The organism is Modestobacter sp. I12A-02662 (assembly GCF_041028325.1).
Taxonomy (GTDB): domain Bacteria; phylum Actinomycetota; class Actinomycetes; order Mycobacteriales; family Geodermatophilaceae; genus Modestobacter.
On sequence record NZ_JABGDE010000021.1, the window covers coordinates 1 to 21,333 of the forward strand.

A 21,333-nucleotide genomic window follows, 5' to 3' on the forward strand; every position below is an offset into this window, starting at 1 on the left:
CGGCTGGGGATCACCACGGTCTACGTCACCCACGACCAGGTCGAGGCGATGACCATGGGCGACCGGGTCGCGGTGCTCAAGGACGGGCTGCTCATGCAGGTCGGCACCCCCCGCGAGCTCTACGACCGGCCGCGCAACGTGTTCGTCGCCGGCTTCATCGGCTCCCCGGCGATGAACCTGTTCGAGCTGCCCGTGGTCGACGGCGGCGTGCTGTTCGGCAGCGACGTGCAGCCGGTCGAGCGGGCCGTGCTGGGCCGGGCCGTGGCGGGTCGGGTGGTGCTCGGCGTCCGCCCGGAGGACCTCGAGGTGGTGGACGCAGGCGTGCCGGTCGAGGTGGACGTCGTCGAGGAGCTCGGCGCGGATGCCTACGTGTACGGCTGGGCGAGGACGAGCACCAGGTCGTCGCCCGGGTCGACGGCCGCCGGCCGCCGATGAAGGGCGAGGTGCTGCGCGTGGCCCCGCGCCGCGGGCACGTCCACCTGTTCGACACCGGCGACGGGGAGCGCCTCGGATGAGCGTCCGGCCCACCGGGGAGCAGTTCCCGCTGTCCGCCGCCGGCGCGGAGGTGACCGTCGTCGAGGTCGGCGGTGGCCTGCGCAGCTACCGCGCCGGCGGGCGGGAGCTGCTCGACGGCTACGGCGAGCGGGACCTGCCCGACGCCGGCCGCGGCCAGCTGCTGGCCCCGTGGCCCAACCGCATCCGCGACGGCCGGTACAGCTGGGACGGCGAGGAGCACCAGCTGCCGCTCAGCGAGCCCGCGGCGGCCAACGCGATCCACGGGCTGGTGCGGTTCGTGCCCTGGTCGGTGGTCGCGCGCTCCGGCGACGCCGTCGCGCTCGAGTGCCTGCTGTACCCGCAGCCGGGCTACCCGTTCGCACTGCGGCTGCAGGTCGGCTACGAGCTCTCGGCCGCGGGGCTGCGGGTGAGCACCACGGCCACCAACGAGGGCGACGTCCCGCTGCCCTACGGCGAGGGGCACCACCCCTACCTCGCCGCGGGAGCGGACCTGCTCGTCGACGACTGCTCCCTCGTGGCGCCCGGCGGCACCCGGCTGGAGACCGACGAGCGGGGCATCCCCGTCGGAGCGGTGCCGGTGCAGGGGACGCCCTACGACCTGCGGGCCGGCCGGGTGGTCGGCGACCTGGTGATCGACCACGCGTTCACCGACCTGGAGCGGGACGACGACGGGCTCGCCTGGGTGCGGCTGACCGCTCCCGACGGCCGGGGCGCCGCGGTGTGGCAGGACGCGGGCTACCCCCACCTGCAGCTGTTCACCGGCGACGTGCTCCCCGGCCCCCGGCGGCGGCGGGGGCTGGCCGTGGAACCGATGACCTGCCCTCCGAACGCGCTGCAGACCGGGGAGGGCGTCCGGCGGCTCGAGCCGGGGGAGTCGACGACGGCGAGCTGGGGGATCACCCCGCTCGGCTGAGCGCCGCGGGCGAGGTGGCGGAGGCTCCCTAGACTCGACCGAGGGGCACGGCGTTCCGTGCCCCGCACCGAGCGAGGAGTGTGACCGTGGCCGTCCGTGCCATCCGGGGGGCGACCCAGGTCGCCGCCGACGACCGCGACGAGGTCCTGGCGGCCACCCGGGAGCTCGTCTCCGCCGTGCTGGCACGCAACGAGCTCGCCCCGCCGGACCTGATCAGCATCCTGTTCACCGCCACCCCGGACCTGGTGTCGGAGTTCCCCGCGCTGGCCGCCCGGGAGCTGGGCCTGGGCGACGTCCCGCTGATGTGCGCGACGGAGATCGCCGTCCCGCACGCCCTGCCCCGGGTGCTGCGGCTGATGGCGCACGTGGAGACGCCTCGGGAGCGGGCGGAGATCCAGCACGTGTACCTGCGCGGCGCGGTCGCCCTGCGGCGGGACATCGCCCAGTGACCCAGGACGGCGCAGTGAACGGGTTCCGCGGGCAGGTGACGCTGGACGGGCCGTCGGGGACGGGCAAGTCCAGCGTCGCCCGGGACGTCGCCACCCGGCTGGGCGCGGCCTACCTGGACACCGGTGCCATGTACCGGGCGGCCACCGTCGCCGTGCTCGACGCCGGCGTGGACCTCGACGACCCCGAGGGCATCGCCCGCGCGGTCGCCGAGGCCGACATCGAGGTCGGCACGTCGGCGGAGACGGAGGTGGTCCTGGTCGACGGCGAGGACGTCGCCGTCCGGATCCGCGGCACCGAGGTGACCCGCGCGGTCTCGCCGGTCTCCGCCGTCCCGGCGGTGCGCCGGCTGCTCGTGGAGCGGCAGCGGGCGCTGGTGGCCGCCGCCGAGGCGGTCGTCGTCGAGGGGCGGGACATCGGCACCGTCGTCCTGCCGGACGCGACCCTGAAGATCTACCTGACCGCGGCACCGGAGGTGCGCGCGGAGCGGCGGGCCGGCCAGCTGGGTGTCACCGACCCCGCGCGGATCGCCCACATCGCGGCCGACCTGCGTCGCCGCGACGCGTACGACAGCAGCCGGGCCGACAGCCCGCTGCGCCCGGCCGCCGACGCGATCGTCGTCGACAGCACCGGGCTGGACCGCGCGGCCGTGGTCGAGCGGGTGCTCGACCTGGCCGGCACAGCAGTGAGGGACCCCGCATGAGCACCACCGACACCGACCCGACCGGCCCGCTGCCGGTCGTCGCGATCGTCGGCCGGCCGAACGTCGGCAAGTCGACGCTGGTCAACCGCTTCCTCGGCCGCCGCGCGGCGGTCGTGCAGGACGTCCCAGGCGTGACCCGGGACCGGATCGCCTACCAGGCGCTGTGGAACGGGCGGTCGTTCACGGTCGTCGACACCGGCGGCTGGGAGCCCAAGGCCACCGGCATGGCCGCCGCGATCGCCCGCCAGGCCGAGTACGCGATGAAGACCGCCGACGTCATCGTGCTGGTGGTCGACGCCACGGTCGGCGCCACGGAGACCGACCTGGCCGCCGCCCGCGTGCTGCGGCGCAGCGACCGGCCGGTGATCCTGGTCGCGAACAAGGTCGACGACGAGCGCAGCGAGGCCGGCGCCGCGGAGCTGTGGTCGCTGGGCCTCGGCGAGCCGTACGCGGTCAGCGCGCTGCACGGCCGGGCGAGCGGGGACCTGCTCGACATCGTCCTGGACGCGCTGCCCGAGGCGCCGCGCGAGCAGGAGGAGGTGGGTGGCCCGCGCCGGGTCGCCCTGGTCGGCCGGCCCAACGTGGGCAAGTCCAGCCTGATCAACCGGCTCGCGAAGGAGGAGCGTTCGGTCGTCGACTCGGTCGCCGGCACCACGGTCGACCCGGTCGACTCGATCGTCACCCTGGGCGGGGAGGAGTGGCGCTTCGTCGACACGGCCGGCCTGCGCCGGCGGGTGAACACCGCGAGCGGGACGGAGTACTACGCGAGCCTGCGCACCGAGGCGGCCATCGAGGCCGCCGAGGTCGCCGTCGTCCTGCTGGCCGCCGACGAGGTGATCAGCGAGCAGGACCAGCGGGTCATCACCCAGGTGATCGAGGCCGGCCGCGCGCTGGTGCTGGCGATCAACAAGTGGGACACCCTCGACGAGGACCGGCACGCGCAGCTGGAGAAGGAGATCGAGCGGGACCTGGCCCGGGTCACGTGGGCCAGCCGGGTCAACATCTCGGCGCTGAGCGGCCGCGGGGTGAACAAGCTGGCCGACCACCTGCGGGCCGCGCTCGCCTCGTGGGAGACCCGGGTGCCGACCGCGGAGCTGAACACGTTCATCCGCGAGCTGGTCATGGCCACGCCACCGCCGGCCCGCGGCGGGCGCGCCCCCAAGATCAAGTACGTGACGCAGGCCGACATCCGGCCCCCGCGCTTCGTGGTCTTCTCCACCGGGTTCCTGGAGGCCGGGTACCGCCGGTTCCTGGAGCGGAAGCTGCGCGAGCGGTTCGGCTTCCACGGCACGCCGATCGACATCTCGGTCAAGGTGCGCGACTCGAAGGCGCGCGACCGCAAGGGGTGAGGTCGCCGCCGTCGAGCCGGCAGTCGTACGAGCAGGGGTCGTTCCCGGGGGACCGGGAACGACCCCTGCGGCGTTCCGTGGCGGCCTGCGTGAGGTTGACGAGCGTCACGTCGACCGGATACTTTTCACCTGTCAGAAAAGCTCTTCCGCCATACGGAACTAATGGAGTGAGATGTCCTCCCGGCGCTACGCGGTCAACCTGTCGATCCTGTTCCCCGAGCTGCCCCTGCTGGCGCGCCCCGCGGCGGCGAGGGACGCCGGCTTCACGGCCGTGGAGTTCTGGTGGCCCTTCGGCTCGGCGGTGCCCGCGGACGGCGAGGTCGACGAGTTCGTCGGCGCCGTGGAGGACGCCGGGGTCTCGCTGATCGGGCTCAACTTCTTCGCCGGTGACATGCCCGGCGGCGACCGGGGGCTCGTGTCCTGGCCGGCCCGCTCGGCGGAGTTCCGCGACAACATCGACGTCGCCGTGGGCATCGGCGAGCGGCTGGGCTGCCGCGCCTTCAACGCGCTGTACGGCAACCGGGTCGACGACGTCCCGGCCGAGGCGCAGGACGAGCTCGCCGTGGAGAACCTGGCCCTGGCCGGCCGGGCCGCGGCGCGGATCGGCGGCACCGTGCTGGTCGAGGCGGTCAGCGGCGCGCCCCGCTACCCGCTGCTGACCGCCGCCGACGCCGTGGGCGTCATCGACCGGGTGCAGCGGGAGACCGGGGTGGACAACCTGGGCTTCCTCTGCGACCTGTACCACCTCGCGGTCAACGGCGACGACCTGGACGCGGTGATCGCCGGCCAGGCCGGGCGGATCGCCCACGTGCAGATCGCCGACGCACCGGGCCGCAACGAGCCCGGCACCGGTGAGCTCGACCTGGACCGGCACCTCGACGCGCTCGCCGCCGCCGGCTACGACGGCTGGGTCGCGCTGGAGTACAAGCCCCGCGGCGACACGCTCGAGGGCTTGGAGTGGTTGCCCCGCGACAGCCGCTCGGCCGGCTGAGTCCCGTTCCCGCCACCCACGAACCACGAGGAGCTGACATGACCACCGTTGCCGTCATCGGACTGGGGATCATGGGCGCGCCGATGGCCGCCAACCTGATCAAGGCCGGTTTCGACGTCGTCGTCTACAACCGCAGCCCGGAGAAGGTCGAGCAGCTCGTCGAGCAGGGTGCCCGGGGGGCCGGCGACGTCGCCGAGGCAGTCCGGGAGGCCGACGTCGTCCTCACGATGCTGCCGGACTCCGCGGACGTGGAGGCCGTCGTGCTCGGCGAGGGTGGCGTCCTGGACTCCGCTCGGCCGGGGGCGCTGCTCGTCGACGCCAGCACGATCCGCCCCGACGTCTCCGTCCGGCTGGCCGAGGCCGCCCGGGCCCGCGGGTTCCGGGCCGTCGACGCCCCGGTCTCCGGCGGCGAGGCCGGCGCGGTCGAGGGCAACCTGTCGATCATGGTCGGCGGGGAGCGGGAGGACGTCGAAGCGGCGCGACCGGTGCTCGAGGCCGTCGGCTCCACCGTGGTGCACGTCGGCCCGGCCGGCTCCGGGCAGACCGTCAAGGCCGCGAACCAGCTGATCGTGGCCGGCACCATCGAGCTCGTCGCCGAGGCCCTGGTCTTCCTCGAGGCGCACGGCGTCGACACCGAGGCGGCGGTGAAGGTGCTCGCCGGGGGACTGGCGGGCAACCGGATCCTGGACCGCAAGGCCGCGAACATGATCGCTCGCGAGTTCACGCCCGGCTTCCGGGTCGACCTGCACCACAAGGACCTCGGCATCGTGACCAGCGCCGCGCGTGAGGCAGGGGTGGCGATCCCGCTCGGCGCCCAGGTGGCGCAGCTCATGGGCGCGCTGCGCGCCGACGGTCACGGCTCCCTCGACCACTCCGCCCTGCTGCTCCTGGTCGAGCAGCTCTCGGGTCGCCGCACCCGCTGACCCGCCCCCTGCTCCCCCTTCCGCCCCTCCCGCTCCAGAGCACCGCCCCACCGGACGATCCCACCGAGGAGAGACCCCATGCCACGCATCCGGGCCATCGAAGCCGCCGTCCAGATCCTGGAGCGCGAGGGGGTGACGAACGTGTTCGGGCTCCCGGGAGCCGCCATCAACCCCTTCTACGGCGCGCTGCGCAAGCGGGACACCATCAAGCACGTGCTCGCCCGGCACGTCGAAGGTGCGTCGCACATGGCCGAGGGCTACACGCGGACGAAGGCCGGCAACATCGGGGTCTGCGTCGGCACCTCGGGACCGGCCGGGACCGACATGATCACCGGGCTGTACTCCGCGATGGCCGACTCGATCCCGATCCTGTGCATCACCGGGCAGGCGCCGGTCGCCCGGCTGCACAAGGAGGACTTCCAGGCCGTCGACATCGCGGCCATCGCCGGACCGGTCACCAAGATGGCGATGACCGTGCTCGAGCCGGCCCAGGTGCCCGGCGCCTTCCAGCAGGCCTTCCACCTCATGCGCTCCGGGCGGCCCGGTCCCGTCCTCATCGACCTGCCGTTCGACGTCCAGATGGCCGAGATCGACTTCGACATCGAGACCTACGAGCCGCTGCCGGTGTACAAGCCGCGGGCCACACGGGCGCAGGTCGAGAAAGCCCTGGACATGCTCGCGGCGGCGGAGCGGCCGCTGCTGGTCGCCGGTGGCGGCATCATCAACGCCGACGCCGCGGACCTGCTCGTCGAGCTCGCCGAGCTGGTCGACGTCCCGGTGATCCCCACGCTGATGGGCTGGGGCGCGATCCCCGACGACCACCCGCTGATGGCCGGCATGGTCGGGCTGCAGACCGCGCACCGGTACGGCAACGCCACCCTGCTCGAGTCCGACTTCGTGCTGGGCATCGGCAACCGGTGGGCCAACCGCCACACCGGCGGGCTGGACGTGTACCGGAAGGGCCGCACGTTCGTCCACGTGGACATCGAGCCCACGCAGATCGGCCGGGTGTTCCCGCCGGAGTTCGGCATCGTGTCCGACGCCAAGGCCGCGCTGGAGCTGTTCGTCGAGGTGGCGCGGGAGCGCAAGGCGGCCGGGCAGCTGCCCGACCGCGGCAGCTGGGTTCGGGACTGCCAGCAGCGCAAGCACGACATGCTCCGCCGGACGCACTTCGAGAACGTGCCGATCAAGCCGCAGCGCGTCTACGAGGAGATGAACCGGTCCTTCGGCCGGGACACCCGGTACGTCAGCACCATCGGACTGTCCCAGATCGCCGGCGGCCAGCTGCTGCACGTCTACCGCCCGCGGCACTGGATCAACTGCGGTCAGGCCGGCCCGCTCGGCTGGACACTCCCCGCGGCGCTCGGCGTCTGCGTCGCCGATCCGGAGGCGACCGTCGTGGCGCTGTCCGGTGACTACGACTTCCAGTTCATGATCGAGGAGCTGGCGGTCGGTGCGCAGTTCCAGCTGCCCTACGTCCACGTGCTGGTCAACAACTCCTACCTGGGGCTGATCCGGCAGTCGCAGCGGGCGTTCGACATGGACTTCGCCGTGCAGCTGGGCTTCGACAACATCAACGCCCCCGAGCTGGGCGGGTACGGCGTCGACCACGTGAAGGTGGCCGAGGGGATGGGCTGCAAGGCGATCCGGGTGCGCGAGCCCGACGACATCCAGCCGGCCTTCGAGGAGGCGAAGAAGCTCATGGCGCAGCACCGGGTGCCCGTGGTCGTGGAGATCATCCTCGAGCGGGTCACCAACATCTCCATGGGCACCGAGATCGACGGTGTCGTCGAGTTCGAGGAGCTCGCCAGCCGCGGCGAGCACGCGCCGACCGCGATCAGCGCGCTCGACCTCGAGCACATGCAGTACCTGGACTGACGAGCGCCTCCCGGCCGGTCCGCGAGGACCGGCCGGGGGGAGCCCGCACCTGGTGCGGTAACCTCTCCGGGCAGCTGCTGAGCGCCTCCGGGCGCTCGGAGCTCGGGCTGTAGCGCAGCTTGGTAGCGCACTTGACTGGGGGTCAAGGGGTCGCAGGTTCAAATCCTGTCAGCCCGACAGTGAAACGGCAGTTCAAAGGCGGGTCGGCCGTGAGGGCCGGCCCGCCTCTTGCATGACTACAGCAACGGGTACAGCAACGCGGCCCGAGGGGCAGCAACGGTCACCAGCGGAGCGCTTGGTCGAGCCGGTCTGCGGCCTCGCGCTGCTGGGCCGGACCGACGTGGCTGTAGATGTCCGCGGTGATGGCATACGACGAGTGGCCCAGGTGCTCCTGGACGACCTTGGTATGCGTGCCGACCGCCAGCAGGAAGCTCGCCGCGGAGTGCCGAAGGGTGTGCAGGGTCACGCCGCGGAGGCCGGGTCGCTCCGCGAGGCCCTCGAAGCGCCGCAGCACGTGGTCTTGCGTGCCGGCGGCACGCACGAAGCTGGCCGCGGAGTGCCGCAACGTGTGCCGGTGGACCCCGCCGCGGCCGGCGCGCCGGGCCAGCAGCTCGAATCGCCGGAGGACGTTGCGGGGCTCGAGCGGTGTGCCGATCTCCGTGGTGAAGACCAGGCCGTGATGTTCCCGGGCCTCTGCGGTCGCGCGCCGTTCCTCGACCTGTCCGGTCCGGTGCGGTGCGAGCGCCGCGACGGCCGAGCGGGGGAGGGGCACGGTCCGTCGGGACTTGTCGGTCTTGGGCTCGTCGAGCTGCAGCCCCTGGGAGGTCCGGGAGAGTGTCCAGCGGACCCGCAGCAGACCGCGTCGGCGTCGACGTCGGACCAGTGCAGCGCGAGCGCCTCGCGGCGGAGGGGCCCGGTGACAAGCATGACGCGGAGCACGGTGCGCGCCGTCGTCCGCCGCGGAGCCGGTGCCCCCCGAGCCGCCAGACGGAATTCGCCGCTTCAGCGCAGGCATCCCGGCCCAGGTGGGCCGGAACGGCCTGTCACCCGCTCCGCCGGTCGCGATCGCGGCCGGGACGGTCGCTCACTGGGCGCGACTTGTCCTCGGGGCTTGCCCACCCGGTGCGCAACAGGGCGTTGAGTGCGGGTCCCGAGGACTCGTCGACCATCGCGGCGCCGCGTACCAGCTGATGGCGAGCACGGCCAGGAACAGGTCCCGGCCGCGTACCCCGGGGCGGGCGCCGCCGCGCCGTGATGCCTGCTGGACGAGGGTGGCCCAGCGGACCTGCTCGTCGGTGGGGCCGTAGGCCGCCCGGATTGCAGGGCTCTGGCTGGCTGCCCGCCGGCCGCCGAGGTCGAGGTGTCCATGTGGACGCCGTCCAGAGCCATCCGGGTGGTGACGCAGATGGTGGCGGGCGCAACCATGGCGACATGGGAGTTTGTCCTGACATACTGTTGATGCCGTGCCCAGCCGTGAGCTCCTCCAGGTTCCTGCCGGGCTGACCGTCCGCATCGACGTCGTCGAGGGCTCGACCGGAGCCGAGCAGTCGGTCCATCGAAAGGACACTCATGAAGATCGGGTTGATCACGGACTCAGTCGGCCACCTGTCCCTCGAGGGCGCTCTCGACCTGGCGAAGGAACATGGCCTCAGCTCGGTTGAGATCGCCACCGGCAACTGGTCTGCGGCCCCTCACGCCGACCTGCCCACCCTCGTCTCCTCCGCGGACGCCCGCGCCGAGCTGGCGGAGAAGATCTCCTCGCGTGGCCTAGTCCTGAGCGCATTGAACGCGAACGGCAACCAGTTGCACCCGGTCGAGGGACCGCGGCAGGACAAGGTGGTCCGGGACACGATCGAGCTGGCCAGCTGCTTGGGGGTGCCCACGGTGGTCTTGATGTCCGGCCTCCCGGGCGCCCGCGGCGACTCGACCCCGAACTGGATCACCACGTCGTGGCCGCCGGAGAACTTGAAGGTGCTCGACCACCAGTGGAACGAGGTGGCGATCCCGTACTGGAAGGAGCTCGCGGCGCTCGCGCGGGAGAAGGGCGTCCGGCTGGCCATCGAGGCGTGCGGCGGTCAGCTGGTGCACAGCGTGTCGAGCATGTACCGCCTCCTCGAGGCTGTCGGCGATGACGTCGTCGGCGCCAACCTGGACCCCTCGCACCTGATGTGGATGGGGGCCGACATCCCCACCGTCATCCGCGCGCTCGGGTCGGCCATCTACCACGTCCACGCCAAGGACGTGCGTGTGAACCGAACACAGGCGGACCGCGACGGGCTGCTCGACACGGTCCCCATCGAGCGGGCCGGCGACCGCGCCTGGAACTACGTCACCCTCGGGCTCGGACAGCCGGCTGGGGCGACCTTCTGGGCGGACTTCGTCTACACCCTGCGCGCGGTGGGGTACGACGGCACGCTCAGCATCGAGCACGAGGACACGCTGGTGAACTCCGTCGAGGGGGTCGGCCGCGCAGCCGACCTCCTCAAGCAGGTTGTCCTGGTCGAGGCACCTGACTGGAAGCCCGCGAGCATCTGATCGAGCCAGTTGGGTGATCCGTGTCGGCATCCTCGTGGAGCCTCGCCAGGTCGGGAGGCTGCGGGGAGGAAGTCCAGCAGCACATGTTCGGTCAGGGCTGGTCTACTCCTGGCAACGCCGGGTCAACCTCCTCCTCGGAAGCGCAAGTCCCACGCGCAGATGGTGTGGTGTTCTTGGCCGTGTCGAGATCGACCATCTGGCGCAGCGCGCTGCCGTCTGCCAGGTGGTCCATGGCGCTGAGCGCCGATTCGGCCGTGCCGCGGCTACGGTGCGCGGGTGGATGCGGAGCGGCAGGCCTGGGTGCTGGCCGAGCTGCGCGGGGTCGCCGCGCCCGACGGGACGCCCGTCGGCGCATCGCCGATCTCACGGCCGGGCACGGCAGCAGGTCCGCCGGGCACGCGGCCGCCTGGGCTGCGTACCGCGCCGTGAACGACCGCTGGTCGACGCTGATCCGGGAGGCGGCAGCCGCGGGCCATCCCTTGGCCGACGGTGCGCGTACGGCTGGCTCCGCCGGCCTTCGCTCCAGGGCCACAGCCGGCGCTGACGACCGGGCGCCTGCACCTTCGGCACGCCGGCCGCGGGGCGCTGCACGGAGTGCGACGCGACGAGAGGAGATCCGCGGTGACACACGACTTCACCGACGTCGGCTTCCTGGGCTTCGACGTCTTCGGCACGGTGGTGGACTGGCGGTCGGGCGTGGCCCGCGCCGCCGAGCCGTTCCTGACCGAACACGGCATCGACATCGATCCGCTGGCCTTCGCCGATGAATGGCGGTCGCTGTACCAGCCGGCGATGCAGCGGGTCCGTGCCGGTGACCGGCCCTGGGTGAAGCTGGACCTGCTCAACCGGGAGAACCTGGAGACCGTGCTGGCCCGCCACGACGCGGACTTCGGTGCCATCACCGACGATGAGCTCACCGAGTTGAACACCGCGTGGGAGAAGCTCGACCCCTGGCCGGACGCGGTCGCCGGCCTCACCCGACTCAAGCAGCGATTCGCCATCGGCCCCATCTCCAACGGCTCCATCGCCGGGATGTTGCGGTTGGCGCGCTTCGGTGGACTGCCCTGGGACGTGATCACCGGCGCCGAGATCAGCCACAGCTACAAGCCGATGCCGCAGACCTACCTGCGGTCGGCTGATGCGGTGGGCCTGCGCCCCGACCAGGTCGCCATGGTCGCGGCCCACAACGGTGACCTTGCGGCAGCGCGTGCGGCCGGGCTGCGCACCGTCTTCGTCGCCCGGCCGCACGAGCACGGGCCCGACCAGACCACCGACCTGACCGCTGAGCAGGACTGGGACATCGTCGTCGGCTCCCTCACCGAGGCCGCCGACGCCCTCGGCTGCCCCTGACTCGCACCGTGACACCCGGTTCGCAAGAGGTGTGATGCCCTGTGATCCTGATCGTGCCCTTGCGGTTGAGAGATCTTCTGTCGTCCGACGCTGCGCGGCTCGGCACGTCAAGACCCGTGCACCTTCTTCGAGTCCTGGGAGATCCGGTGTGTCCGGTCCTCCGATGGGCACCCTCGGAGATGCTGGCTCCGTTCCGTGGACGCGGTGTGGGGGCGAGTACCCGCTGGGCGGCCGCATGCCGGTGCAGGAACGGGTCGACCTGTTGCACTGGGCCGCCGACAACGACGTGGTGGTCCTCGAGGACGACTACGACAGCGAGTTCCGCCACCGACGCAGGCCGCTCCCGGCGATGGCCTCGCTCCCCTCGCGCGCCGACGTCGTGCTCATCGGGAGCTGGTCGAAGACGCTCACCCCGTGGCTGCGCTGCGGCTGGATGGTGGCCCGCGGGCCGGTCGGGGAGCGACTACGGGCCATTCGGGCCGCCCTGGACACCCCGGCATCCGGCGTACTGCAAGTCGCTCTGGCCCACTTCCCGACCGATGGCCGCCTCGCCCGCCATACCGCGCGGGCACAACGCGACTACGGCCACCGGCGCCGACTCGTGGCACAGGCCCTGGGCAACCGACCGGACGGCATCCTTGGCGCGCTCGACGGCGGGCTGCACGTGGTGGTCCATTTGCCTCCACCATCGACTTCGCGGCCCTGCGGCACGCCGCCGCAGACCGCGGCGTGGTCGTCGCCGACCTGGCCGACTACTACGTGCGCCGGCCACCGTCATCCGGTCTGGTTCTCGGCTACGGCGCCCCCAGCGACCTGGAACTGCGCTCGGCCCTCACCGTCCTCGCGGATCTGCTGGACAGCGCCCGCGCCGGCTGGCTCTAAGGCCTCCTGGGCACCGGTCGTCCGCCGTGGCCACATCCGATGCTCGTCGGCGTTGGCGTCGTTGCCGGGGCCTGACTGGCCTGGAGGGCCACACCCGGCCGGCACGGACTGCGGGTCCGCTGCCGCACCACAGCGGCCAGTGGCAGTCACAGGGAGGTGCCACGCCGTTCTCGCCCGGCCTGCGCGGCCTCCACACCGGGCCTGTGAACGTCGATGGGCGATTCGCCGGTCAGCACTGCGACGGCTGGCCGGCGAGGGCCACGTGGATGAGCTGGGCGGCGCGGAACCGTCCCGCCGGCGGCCGTCCCGGTCAGGGAGGGGCGTGGTGTGTCCTCGTGGGCGTGGTCGAACGAACCGCGGAGCTCCGACGCGATCAGACAGTCCGACCGAGAGGTCAACGGCCGTCGGCCGAGCGCCCGAGATCCGTCCACGGAAGGGCGCCGGCGACGGGACGTCATCCACGCTCCAGGACCGGACGACGGCCACCATCAACTCGACGGCCTCCGGACCCACGGAGGAATCGGCCGCGCGGTGCGCCTTCAGTTCGACGTCGGACCAGCCGGACGGCTGGTGCGGCGCGCCCGGGGGAGAGGTCCAACCCGACACTTCCCGGCCGTCACGGCGTCGGACCGCCACCCGGGCACTCGGTGCGGAGCGGAACGCGCATTCCTGCTCATCTCCGACGAACACCCGCACACGCTCCGCGACCCGGGTCACCTCGGGTGACGGTGGACCCCGCATCCTCGAGGACGGCGTAGTGCGCTGAGTCGTTGCCGCCGAGGACGATCCGCACGGCCAGGGTGACGCGCAGGGCGTCGTTGTTCCCTGGCGCACGTTGCCTCATCGAAACCCTGAGATCCCACCCGAGCGCCTGTCCGACGATCGGCCCGTTCTGGCTGCGGCGAGCTTGTTCGAGCGACTGGTCGGACTGCTCGAAGGTCGGGCACTGGCTCACGGCGCCGTCACCGCCGGTACGCGGGGCGGCTCGCGCAGCCGATCGTGCTGGGAGGCGGCCACGAGGAGGCGATCGGCGGGGGACCGCTGCCCTGGGTCGGCCGCGAGCCCGCCGACGTGCTCGCATGGGCACGGGAGGGCCGGGGGGAGCGGGGCCTCGTCGCCGTCCCCCTCGATCTTCCGGACGCCGGTCTGACCGGCGTGATCCTGGTGCCGACGGGGACCCCGAGTCCGGCGGCCGGAGGGTCGTCAGCCATGCCGATGGACCCTGAGAGCTGCTGCCTCCTCGGGATCCAGCGGCCGAGAGGTGAGCTGAGGTCAGGGATGCCTGCAGGGGTGGCCGCAGTTCCTCGCGACCTGACGTGTGTAGTACGTCCACCTCTGGCCAGCGCCTTGTCCGCGGCGATCCTGGCGTTGCTGTCGCCATCGGCGCCCGGTGCACCGATCCGCCGCCCGGGAACGACCAGGGCCTGGCTGTTCCCGGGCTCCTCGACCACCGACTCGAGGAGTGCGTTGTCCTCATAGCAGCGGATGGTGGTCACCGGCCCGGTGAAGACGCGGTGTGCGCCGAACTGGCGGACCAGGACGTCGCCGGACGCCAGGTCGTCGCCGTGCTCGTCGTAGAGGTGGGCCGTGGCGAAGGTCATCGGAGGCGGCATGCTCGCCGGCCCGGGACCGAGCAGAACGACGTGCGTCTCGGCTGTGGAGGCCCCCCACCCCGCCGAGTGCGGTCTCAGATGGCCGCCGACCGCAAACGCCGAAGACCCAGCGGCACCCGTCGGCGGCCACTCCCCGGTGGGGACGACGGCCCGCGAGACCACCTGCCGATCCTGCGCAGTCGCCGACTCTGCACCGCATGGGTTGGCTCCCGTGCTCGTACGGGCGGCGCTTGTGACCACTCTGTTCCCGTTCCCGTTCGATGACGTTCGCGCTCGTCGACCTCGCGGGGCCTGTGCCGTCGAACAGCCGACGGTGCTGTCCCGTCCGATCACACGAGCCGGGGCAGTGGGCGGACGACGAGTCGCTCCTCCACCGACCGGCCGTCCAGCACCAGGCGGACTCTCCACACCCCGGAGCTGCGCAGTGGAGTGATCGGATCGCCGTCCAGCATCCGCTGGAACGTCTCCCGAGCCTCCTCGGGGCTCCGGTAGGCCTCCCAGCGCGGGGTGCGCTGCAGGGGGCTGAGGAACTCGACGCGGTGGGCATCCCTCGCGTCGTCCGGTGAGGTGGCCGACTCCTCCGGCATGACGGTGGACAAGCGCGGCCGGCCCAGGACGTACTTCCCGTTCCGCCGGACACCCAGCCAGTCGTAGTTCCCGGTCGCGAGCTTGGCCCAGAGCGCCTCGGGTTTCCTGCACTGCTCGAGGATCGGGTAGAGCTGGTGGCCGAGTTGGACATGCGCGTGTGACCGCTCGGATGACATGGCGAATCCTAGGGGCGGTCGGCCGGGCCCGCGCCCGTCATCGACGGTGACGGGATGCGGAAAGCCGACGGGGAGGGAGCACTGGCGAGGGCTTGACTGTTTCTGAAAACGGTTTCATAGTGTCTCAAGACACATGAGGAGGCGGGATGTCCATCCGGGAGGTCGCTGCTCGGGCGGGGGTCTCCCCGGCCACCGTTTCCCGCGTCTTCACGCAGCCCCAGGCGGTTGCTTCTGAGACTCGGCGCCGGGTCATGACGGCGGCCGAGGAACTGCGGTACGCCCCCCATCCGGCAGCGAGCTCGCTGGCACGAGGGCGGACCGGCAACCTCGGCATCGTCGTCCCCGACATCTCGAACTCCTTCTCCGCCCTGGTCACCAAGGCGGTCGACCGGCAGGCGCGCCGCGATGGATACGCCCTCTTCGTTGCCGGCTCGGACGAGGTGGTGCACGACGAGGAAGCGTCGGCACGAGCTCTGGCCCAGCAGGTGGACGGGCTGCTGCTCGTGTCGCCGGGGATGCCGAACGATGCCCTGCTGGCACTTGCCGACGTGACGCCGGTCGTCATGCTCAACCGCCTGCTCGACGGCATCCCGGCCGTGCTCACGAACCTCTACGAGGCGACCAGTCATGCGGTCGAGCACCTGCACGCACTCGGACACCGCGCCGTCACCTACCTGGCTGGCCCGGACGGATATCCCAACGACGTCCGGCTACGCGGATTCCGCGACGCATGCAGCCGCTTTGGCGTGGAGGGATCCGAGCTCGGCCCCTTTGCGGCCCGGTTCCAAGACGGCATTCGGGCTGCGGACCTCGTTCTCGCGACATCGGTGACGGCTGTCGTCGCCTACAACGACGAGATCGCGGTGGGAGTCGTCAACCGGCTCGCCGACCGCGGGATCGCAGTGCCCGGCGACATCAGCGTCGTCGGCTTCGACGACACCCAGCTCGCCGAGATGGTGACGCCCCGGTTGACCACCGTGCGGATCCCGGCCGCCGTCGCCGGGACCACCGCCATCGAGATGCTGCTGGACCTCGTTCGCGGCCGTGACGTGGGCCTGCGCAGTCCGCTGGAGGTCTCCGGTGAGCTGGTCGTGCGGTCGAGCACTGGTCCGGCCCGGAGTCTGCCTGATCCGGACCAGGAGTCCGCACCGTGACCGATGCCGGACTGCGCTACGAGTCCGCGGCCGAGCGTCGGATCTGGATGCTCGCCACGCTGCGATCGGAGGGGTTCCTGTCCGTCACAGACCTCGCCCGCCAGCTCGGTGTCTCGCAGATGACCATCCGTCGGGACCTGCACGCCCTCGAGCACGAGGGTCACGTCCGGTTGGTGCACGGCGGGGCCAGCCTCACGCCCGGCGCTCCGTTGGGTTCCAGCGCTCCCGAGGACGACGATGCTGGGGCGCGAGATCGAGTGGCCGCGCATGCCGTGGACCTCGTGGGCGACACGGACGCGATCGCCATCGATGCCGGGGCTACGGGGCACGCGGTGGCCCGCTCGCTCCCGGCGAGCTTCAGCGGGTGTGTCATCAGCCACTCTCTGCCCGTGCTGCAGTGCCTCTCCACCCGCGGGCTGGAGCGGGTGGTCGCTCTGGGCGGCGAACTGCTGGCCGGCCGACACGCGTTCGTCGGCCCCACGACGGAAGCCGCGACCGCTCAGCTGCGGGTCCGGACGTTCTTCCTCACCCCGAGTGGGGCCGACGCCCGTGGCCTGTACGCCGCGTCTCCCGCTGAGGCGAGTGTCCAGCGGCAGCTCATGGGCATCGCTGACGAGGTGGTCCTGGTGGCGACGCGGGAGGTCTTCCGCACCTCTGCGCCCGCGCGTATCGCGCCGCTCGACCGACTGACGAGACTGGTCACGGATCAGCGACCTCCTGCGGAACTGGCCTCCGCCCTTCGACGGGTCGGAGTGGTCCCGCACGTCGTAGACGGCTGAGCCGTCGTGCGTGTGCCTCGCTGCTCGGCCAGGTCCCGGTCCTCGTGCCGACCGCTTGATCGGATGTGCTGGACCGAACAGCGAATGTGCAATGTCGAACACGAATGCCCGTTGTGACGCTCATCGCCCGCGCTTAACGTCGTCGACACCATCTGGGTGAGGGATGCGCGTCACGACGTCCGCTCCGTTCGCCCATGGGGCTCGGGCCCAACATGTGGCCGAATGTCGACGGAAGGCGCGATGGTGGCGAGTCACGGTCATGCGAGCGGCCATTCCGTGAGGGCAGCGGGTGGACCCGCGCGGTCGACGGCGCACAACAAGTTCCTCATCAAGCTGACCGTGATCTCGACTCTCGGCGGTCTGCTCTTCGGTTATGACACCGGCGTCATCTCGGGTGCGCTGCTGTACATGCGGGACGACCTGGCGCTGACCTCGGTGACCGAGGCGGTGGTGGTCAGCTCGTTGCTCTTCCCGGGTGCGGCATTCGGCGCGCTCCTAGGAGGAAAGCTGGCCGACGTGCTCGGCCGCAAAGGGAGCCTGCTGGTCTGTGCGGGCCTGTTCCTCTTCGGTGCGCTGATCTGCGCCATCGCGCCCAACGTGGCCGTCATGACCGTCGGCCGCATCCTCCTCGGGTTCGGGGTGGGCGCCGCCGCGGTGACCTGTCCGCTGTACCTGGCCGAGATGGCGCCGGCTGACCGGCGTGGGCGCATGGTAACGATCAACGAGCTCATGATCGTGACCGGTCAGTTTCTCGCGTTCGCCATGAACGCCCTGCTGGACGCGGTCATCGAGGACGCGAACGTGTGGCGGTGGATGCTCGGGATCGCCACCATCCCGGCGGTGGGGCTCTTCGTCGGGATGTTCTTCCTCCCGGACTCGCCCCGCTGGTACGCGGTCCGTGGGCGGCTTGACGACACCCGGCGCGTCCTCGGCCTCAGCCGGGATCCGGCGGAGGCAGCCGAGGAGTACAACGTCATCGCCGAACACGCCAAGCGTGACCTGTCCGAGGACAAGGGAGCAGCGCTCCGCGACCTGCGGGCGTTCCCGTGGATGCGCCGGGTTCTCTGGATCGGCTGTGGCCTGGCCACGGTGCAGCAAGCCACCGGCATCAACACCGTCAATTATTACGCGCCAACGATCCTGGAGTCGACCGGTCTGGGGGCGAGCGCGTCCCTCATCCTCACCATCACCGTCGGTGTGGTCGCCATCATCGGGACGATCCTCGGGATCGTCCTCATCGGCCACTTCAACAGGCGGGCACTGCTCCTCACCGGCTTCACCGGTGTCGCGGCCGGGCACGCCATCCTGGCGTTGTCCTTCATGCTGGCGGAATCAGGATTCCGCAGTTACCTGATTCTGGCTGCGATGCTGATCGTGGTGTTCTTCGTGCAGACGTTCATCGGGACATTGGTCTGGCTGCTGCTCTCGGAGATCTTCCCGATGACCATCCGCGGATTCGCGATGGGCATCGCCGTGTTCGTGCTGTGGACGGTGAATGCGGCGATATCGTTCGCATTCCCGCCGCTCGTGGAGGCACTCGGTGCGACCGCGACCTTCGGGCTCTTCGCGCTGATCAACGTCGGCTCGCTCATCTTCGTCAAGAAGTTCGCGCCGGAGACACGCGGTCGGACTCTGGAGGAACTCGAGGACGACTTCCGCACGCACGACGCCGGGCACTTCGTGCACGAGGCCCCGGCCGGCGTTCGCGGCGGGTGAGCGTTCGACCGCTACCGCTACCGCTACCGCTACCGCTCGCGCCGCCCCGGGTCGTTCCCGGGGTGGCGGGCCTCCCGGGCCCCTCGGGCGGGACGACAGCCGGGTGCGGTCCCCCCTTCAGCGCAGCACCGAGAGGCGGAACACCATGGTGGAGGCTCTGGACGTCCTGGCCGTGGGGCGTTGCGGGGTCGACGTCTATCCCCAGCAGATCGGCGTGGGGTTGGAGGACGTCGAGACGTTCGGCAAGTTCCTCGGCGGCAGCGCGGCCAACGTGGCGGTCGCCGCGGCTCGGCTCGGGCATCCCGTGGGCTTGGTCAGCGGAGTCGGTGACGACCCGTTCGGCCGGTTCGTGCGGCGGGCGCTGGGGGATCTGGGCGTCGACGACCGCTACGTCATCGTCGACCCCGAGCATCCAACTCCGGTCACGTTCTGCGAGATCTTCCCGCCCGACGACTTCCCGCTGTACTTCTACCGCCGACCCAAGGCGCCAGACCTTCAGGTTCGCGCCGAAGACCTGGACCTCGACGCGGTCCGCGAGGCGCGGCTGTTCTGGGCGACGGTGACCGGGCTGTCCGAGGAGCCGAGCCGCTCGGCGCACGTCGCCGCATGGGCGGCCCGGGGCCGACGTGCGCACACCGTGCTCGACCTGGACTACCGGCCGATGTTCTGGTCCTCCCGGGAGGAGGCGAGCGCGCAGGTGCGCGCGGCGCTGCCGCACGTGACCGTGGCGGTGGGCAACCGGGAGGAGTGCGAGGTCGCCGTCGGGGAGACCGATCCTGACCGCGCCGCGGACGCGCTGCTGGAGGCCGGTGTCGAGTTGGCCGTGGTCAAGCAGGGGCCGAAGGGGGTTCTGGCGAGGACCCGGTCGGAGCGGGTGGTGGTGCCGCCCACGCCGGTGCAGGTGGTCAACGGGCTCGGCGCGGGCGACGCCTTCGGCGGCTCGCTGTGCCACGGCCTGCTGACCGGCCTGCCGCTGGAGCAGTTGCTGCGCAATGCCAACGCCGCCGGGGCGATCGTCGCGTCTCGGCTGGAGTGCTCCACCGCCATGCCGACCGCCGCCGAGGTCGCCGCCCACGTCGCCGCGTTCCTGGAGGGCACCCGTGTCTGACAGCGCGACGTCCCCGACCGAGGTCCTCGGCCGCCGACCGGTGTGCAGTACGTACGCGGAGGTCACCGAGGTGCGCAGCCGCGATCCGCAGGCGATCGGCCAGGCGCTGGCCGCCCGCCGTCGACGGCCGTCGTTCGTGCCGCCGGACGGCCGGTTGATGCTCGTGGCCGCCGATCACCCCGCGCGGGGTGCGCTGGCGGCGCAGGGTCGGCCGACCGCGATGGCCAGTCGCACGGACCTGCTCGACCGGCTGCGGACCGCGCTGGCCCGCCCCGGTGTGGACGGGCTGCTGGCCACCGCGGACATCGCCGAGGACCTGCTGCTGATGGGCGCGCTGGAGGACAAGGTCGTCGTCGCGTCGATGAACCGCGGCGGGCTGGCTGGTGCCTCCTTCGAACTGGACGACCGGATGACCGGCTACGACGTGGCCGGCGTCGTCGCGGCCCGGTTCGAGGCGGCCAAGATGCTGAACAGGATCGACCTCGACGACCCCGGCACGGTGCGGATGCTGGAGACCGCCGGCCGCACGATCAGCGAGCTGGCCCGGGCCGGGATCGTGATGATGCTCGAGCCGTTCCTGTCCCGCCGGGTCGACGGCCGGGTGGTCAACGACCTCACCCCGGACGGGGTGATCAAGTCGGTGCACGTCGCCCAGGGGCTGGGCGCCACGTCCGCGTACACCTGGCTGAAGCTGCCGGTGGTCGCCGAGATGGAGCGGGTCATGGACGCCACCACCCTGCCCACCCTGCTGCTCGGCGGCGACCCCTCGGGCCACCCAGAAGAGACCTACGCCAGCTGGCGCGACGCCCTGGCACTGCCGGCCGTGCGTGGTCTGGTGATCGGCCGCACCCTGCTCTACCCACCGGGCGACGACGTGGCGACCGCCGTCGACACGGCGGTCGCCCTCGTCCACTGATCAACCATCGACCATGCCCGCCGAGGAGACGACGTGAGCACCGCCGCCGGCCCGACCCCCGTGCGCCAGCCGATTGGAGGCCCTCAGCCGTGAGCGAGCACCCACCTCCGGCACGGACCGAGACGGTACGGCTGACCGTCTCGCAGGCCGTCGTCCGCTTCCTCGCGCGGCAGTACTCCGAGCGGGATGGGCAGCGGCAGCGGCTGTTCGCCGGCTGTCTGGGCATCTTCGGGCACGGCAACGTGGCCGGCCTGGGTCAGGCGCTGCTGCAGGCCGAGATCGACGAGCCCGGCGCCCTGCCCTACGTGCTGGGCCGCAACGAGCAGGCCATGGTGCACACCGCCGCCGGATACGCCCGGGCGAAGGACCGGCTGCAGATCTGGGCGGTGTCCACCAGCGTCGGCCCCGGGGCGACCAACATGGTCACCGGCGCGGCGCTGGCCACGGTCAACCGGCTGCCGGTGCTGCTGCTGCCGGCCGACACCTTCGCCACCCGCTCGGCCGGCCCGCTGCTGCAGGAGCTCGAGCGGCCGGACAGCGGCGACGTCACCGTCAACGACGCCTTCCGCCCGGTGTCGCGGTACTTCGACCGGATATGGCGGCCCGAGCAGCTGCCCGGTGCGCTGCTGGGTGCGATGCGGGTGCTCACCGATCCGGCGGAGACCGGCGCGGTCACGCTGTGCTTTCCGCAGGACGTGCAGGCCGAGGCGTTCGACTGGCCGGAGGAGCTGTTCGCCGAGCGCACCTGGCACGTCGGCCGGCCGCTGCCCGAGCAGGCCGCGCTGGCCCGGGCGGT

The 21,333-nt window shown here is 71.8% G+C and carries 19 protein-coding genes, 1 tRNA gene and 1 pseudogene; 18 read left to right on the plus strand and 3 right to left on the minus strand.

Going from position 1 to position 21,333, the window contains the following annotated elements:
- The 9 genes and pseudogenes from HL189_RS22195 to HL189_RS22235 form a co-directional block, all read left to right on the plus strand.
- Positions 1-435 (plus strand): annotated as a pseudogene (locus tag HL189_RS22195) (sugar ABC transporter ATP-binding protein); the annotation flags it as partial.
- Between the two features lie 76 nt (positions 436-511).
- Positions 512-1,429 carry an aldose 1-epimerase family protein gene (locus HL189_RS22200; RefSeq protein WP_369135911.1) on the plus strand — a complete coding sequence of 306 codons (918 nt, stop codon included), beginning with the start codon at positions 512-514 and terminating at the stop codon, positions 1,427-1,429.
- Between the two features lie 86 nt (positions 1,430-1,515).
- Positions 1,516-1,878, plus strand: coding sequence for a chorismate mutase (aroH, locus tag HL189_RS22205; RefSeq protein ID WP_369135912.1), 363 nt, complete (start codon positions 1,516-1,518; stop codon positions 1,876-1,878).
- A gap of 14 nt (positions 1,879-1,892) precedes the next feature.
- Positions 1,893-2,579 carry a (d)CMP kinase gene (cmk, locus tag HL189_RS22210; protein ID WP_369135913.1) on the plus strand — a complete coding sequence of 229 codons (687 nt, stop codon included), beginning with the start codon at positions 1,893-1,895 and terminating at the stop codon, positions 2,577-2,579.
- Positions 2,576-3,928 (plus strand): ribosome biogenesis GTPase Der, encoded by a 1,353-nt coding sequence (der, locus tag HL189_RS22215; RefSeq protein ID WP_369135914.1) that lies wholly within the window; start codon positions 2,576-2,578, stop codon positions 3,926-3,928. Before cmk ends, der begins: the two co-directional genes overlap by 4 nt.
- Before the next feature lie 172 nt (positions 3,929-4,100).
- Positions 4,101-4,919: a hydroxypyruvate isomerase family protein gene (locus HL189_RS22220; RefSeq protein ID WP_369135915.1), complete on the plus strand. Its 819-nt coding sequence runs from the start codon at positions 4,101-4,103 to the stop codon at positions 4,917-4,919.
- A gap of 38 nt (positions 4,920-4,957) precedes the next feature.
- Positions 4,958-5,842: a 2-hydroxy-3-oxopropionate reductase gene (locus HL189_RS22225; RefSeq protein ID WP_369135916.1), complete on the plus strand. Its 885-nt coding sequence runs from the start codon at positions 4,958-4,960 to the stop codon at positions 5,840-5,842.
- Positions 5,843-5,920: 78 nt separating this feature from the next.
- Positions 5,921-7,720: a glyoxylate carboligase gene (gene gcl, locus HL189_RS22230; protein ID WP_369135917.1), complete on the plus strand. Its 1,800-nt coding sequence runs from the start codon at positions 5,921-5,923 to the stop codon at positions 7,718-7,720.
- A 103-nt stretch (positions 7,721-7,823) separates the two neighbouring features.
- Positions 7,824-7,897 (plus strand) — tRNA-Pro (locus HL189_RS22235).
- 103 nt (positions 7,898-8,000) lie between these two features.
- Here HL189_RS22235 and HL189_RS22240 read toward each other — a convergent pair.
- On the minus strand, positions 8,001-8,735 hold the full coding sequence (locus HL189_RS22240; protein ID WP_369135918.1) for a tyrosine-type recombinase/integrase: 735 nt from the start codon (positions 8,733-8,735) through the stop codon (positions 8,001-8,003).
- A gap of 554 nt (positions 8,736-9,289) precedes the next feature.
- Between HL189_RS22240 and HL189_RS22245 the strand changes: the two genes are divergently transcribed.
- Positions 9,290-10,255, plus strand: coding sequence for a sugar phosphate isomerase/epimerase family protein (locus HL189_RS22245; protein WP_369135919.1), 966 nt, complete (start codon positions 9,290-9,292; stop codon positions 10,253-10,255).
- 621 nt (positions 10,256-10,876) lie between these two features.
- On the plus strand, positions 10,877-11,605 hold the full coding sequence (locus HL189_RS22250; RefSeq protein WP_369135920.1) for a haloacid dehalogenase type II: 729 nt from the start codon (positions 10,877-10,879) through the stop codon (positions 11,603-11,605).
- A gap of 306 nt (positions 11,606-11,911) precedes the next feature.
- Here HL189_RS22250 and HL189_RS22255 read toward each other — a convergent pair whose 3' ends face one another.
- Positions 11,912-12,079, minus strand: coding sequence for a hypothetical protein (locus HL189_RS22255; RefSeq protein ID WP_369135921.1), 168 nt, complete (start codon positions 12,077-12,079; stop codon positions 11,912-11,914).
- 255 nt (positions 12,080-12,334) lie between these two features.
- Here HL189_RS22255 and HL189_RS22260 point away from each other — a divergent pair, with 255 nt between their 5' ends.
- Positions 12,335-12,487, plus strand: coding sequence for a hypothetical protein (locus HL189_RS22260; RefSeq protein WP_369135922.1), 153 nt, complete (start codon positions 12,335-12,337; stop codon positions 12,485-12,487).
- Positions 12,488-14,429: 1,942 nt separating this feature from the next.
- Here HL189_RS22260 and HL189_RS22265 read toward each other — a convergent pair.
- Positions 14,430-14,864, minus strand: a complete 435-nt coding sequence (locus HL189_RS22265; protein ID WP_369135923.1) for a hypothetical protein — start codon at positions 14,862-14,864, stop codon at positions 14,430-14,432.
- A gap of 146 nt (positions 14,865-15,010) precedes the next feature.
- Between HL189_RS22265 and HL189_RS22270 the strand changes: the two genes are divergently transcribed.
- From HL189_RS22270 to HL189_RS22295, 6 genes are all read left to right on the plus strand, one after another.
- Positions 15,011-16,018, plus strand: a complete 1,008-nt coding sequence (locus HL189_RS22270; RefSeq protein WP_369135924.1) for a LacI family DNA-binding transcriptional regulator — start codon at positions 15,011-15,013, stop codon at positions 16,016-16,018.
- Positions 16,015-16,797, plus strand: coding sequence for a DeoR/GlpR family DNA-binding transcription regulator (locus tag HL189_RS22275; protein ID WP_369135925.1), 783 nt, complete (start codon positions 16,015-16,017; stop codon positions 16,795-16,797). The genes HL189_RS22270 and HL189_RS22275 overlap by 4 nt, the downstream gene beginning before the upstream one ends.
- A gap of 222 nt (positions 16,798-17,019) precedes the next feature.
- Positions 17,020-18,513 carry a sugar porter family MFS transporter gene (locus HL189_RS22280; RefSeq protein ID WP_369135926.1) on the plus strand — a complete coding sequence of 498 codons (1,494 nt, stop codon included), beginning with the start codon at positions 17,020-17,022 and terminating at the stop codon, positions 18,511-18,513.
- A gap of 145 nt (positions 18,514-18,658) precedes the next feature.
- Positions 18,659-19,621 carry a 5-dehydro-2-deoxygluconokinase gene (gene iolC, locus HL189_RS22285; protein WP_369135927.1) on the plus strand — a complete coding sequence of 321 codons (963 nt, stop codon included), beginning with the start codon at positions 18,659-18,661 and terminating at the stop codon, positions 19,619-19,621.
- Positions 19,614-20,537: a class I fructose-bisphosphate aldolase gene (locus HL189_RS22290; RefSeq protein ID WP_369135928.1), complete on the plus strand. Its 924-nt coding sequence runs from the start codon at positions 19,614-19,616 to the stop codon at positions 20,535-20,537. Before iolC ends, HL189_RS22290 begins: the two co-directional genes overlap by 8 nt.
- 89 nt (positions 20,538-20,626) lie before the next feature.
- A partial coding sequence (locus HL189_RS22295) for a thiamine pyrophosphate-binding protein (protein ID WP_369135929.1) occupies positions 20,627-21,333 on the plus strand: 707 nt, incomplete at its 3' end.

Coding starts and splice junctions, on each gene's coding strand:
- HL189_RS22255 (WP_369135921.1), bottom strand. CDS start 12,079: ATGGCCCGTAGTCGCTCCCCGACCGGCCCGCGGGCCACCATCCAGCCG.
- gcl (WP_369135917.1), top strand. CDS start 5,921: ATGCCACGCATCCGGGCCATCGAAGCCGCCGTCCAGATCCTGGAGCGC.
- HL189_RS22225 (WP_369135916.1), top strand. CDS start 4,958: ATGACCACCGTTGCCGTCATCGGACTGGGGATCATGGGCGCGCCGATG.
- HL189_RS22245 (WP_369135919.1), top strand. CDS start 9,290: ATGAAGATCGGGTTGATCACGGACTCAGTCGGCCACCTGTCCCTCGAG.
- HL189_RS22220 (WP_369135915.1), top strand. CDS start 4,101: ATGTCCTCCCGGCGCTACGCGGTCAACCTGTCGATCCTGTTCCCCGAG.
- HL189_RS22265 (WP_369135923.1), bottom strand. CDS start 14,864: ATGTCATCCGAGCGGTCACACGCGCATGTCCAACTCGGCCACCAGCTC.
- HL189_RS22240 (WP_369135918.1), bottom strand. CDS start 8,735: ATGCCTGCGCTGAAGCGGCGAATTCCGTCTGGCGGCTCGGGGGGCACC.
- iolC (WP_369135927.1), top strand. CDS start 18,659: ATGGTGGAGGCTCTGGACGTCCTGGCCGTGGGGCGTTGCGGGGTCGAC.
- HL189_RS22270 (WP_369135924.1), top strand. CDS start 15,011: ATGTCCATCCGGGAGGTCGCTGCTCGGGCGGGGGTCTCCCCGGCCACC.
- der (WP_369135914.1), top strand. CDS start 2,576: ATGAGCACCACCGACACCGACCCGACCGGCCCGCTGCCGGTCGTCGCG.
- HL189_RS22200 (WP_369135911.1), top strand. CDS start 512: ATGAGCGTCCGGCCCACCGGGGAGCAGTTCCCGCTGTCCGCCGCCGGC.
- HL189_RS22280 (WP_369135926.1), top strand. CDS start 17,020: ATGTCGACGGAAGGCGCGATGGTGGCGAGTCACGGTCATGCGAGCGGC.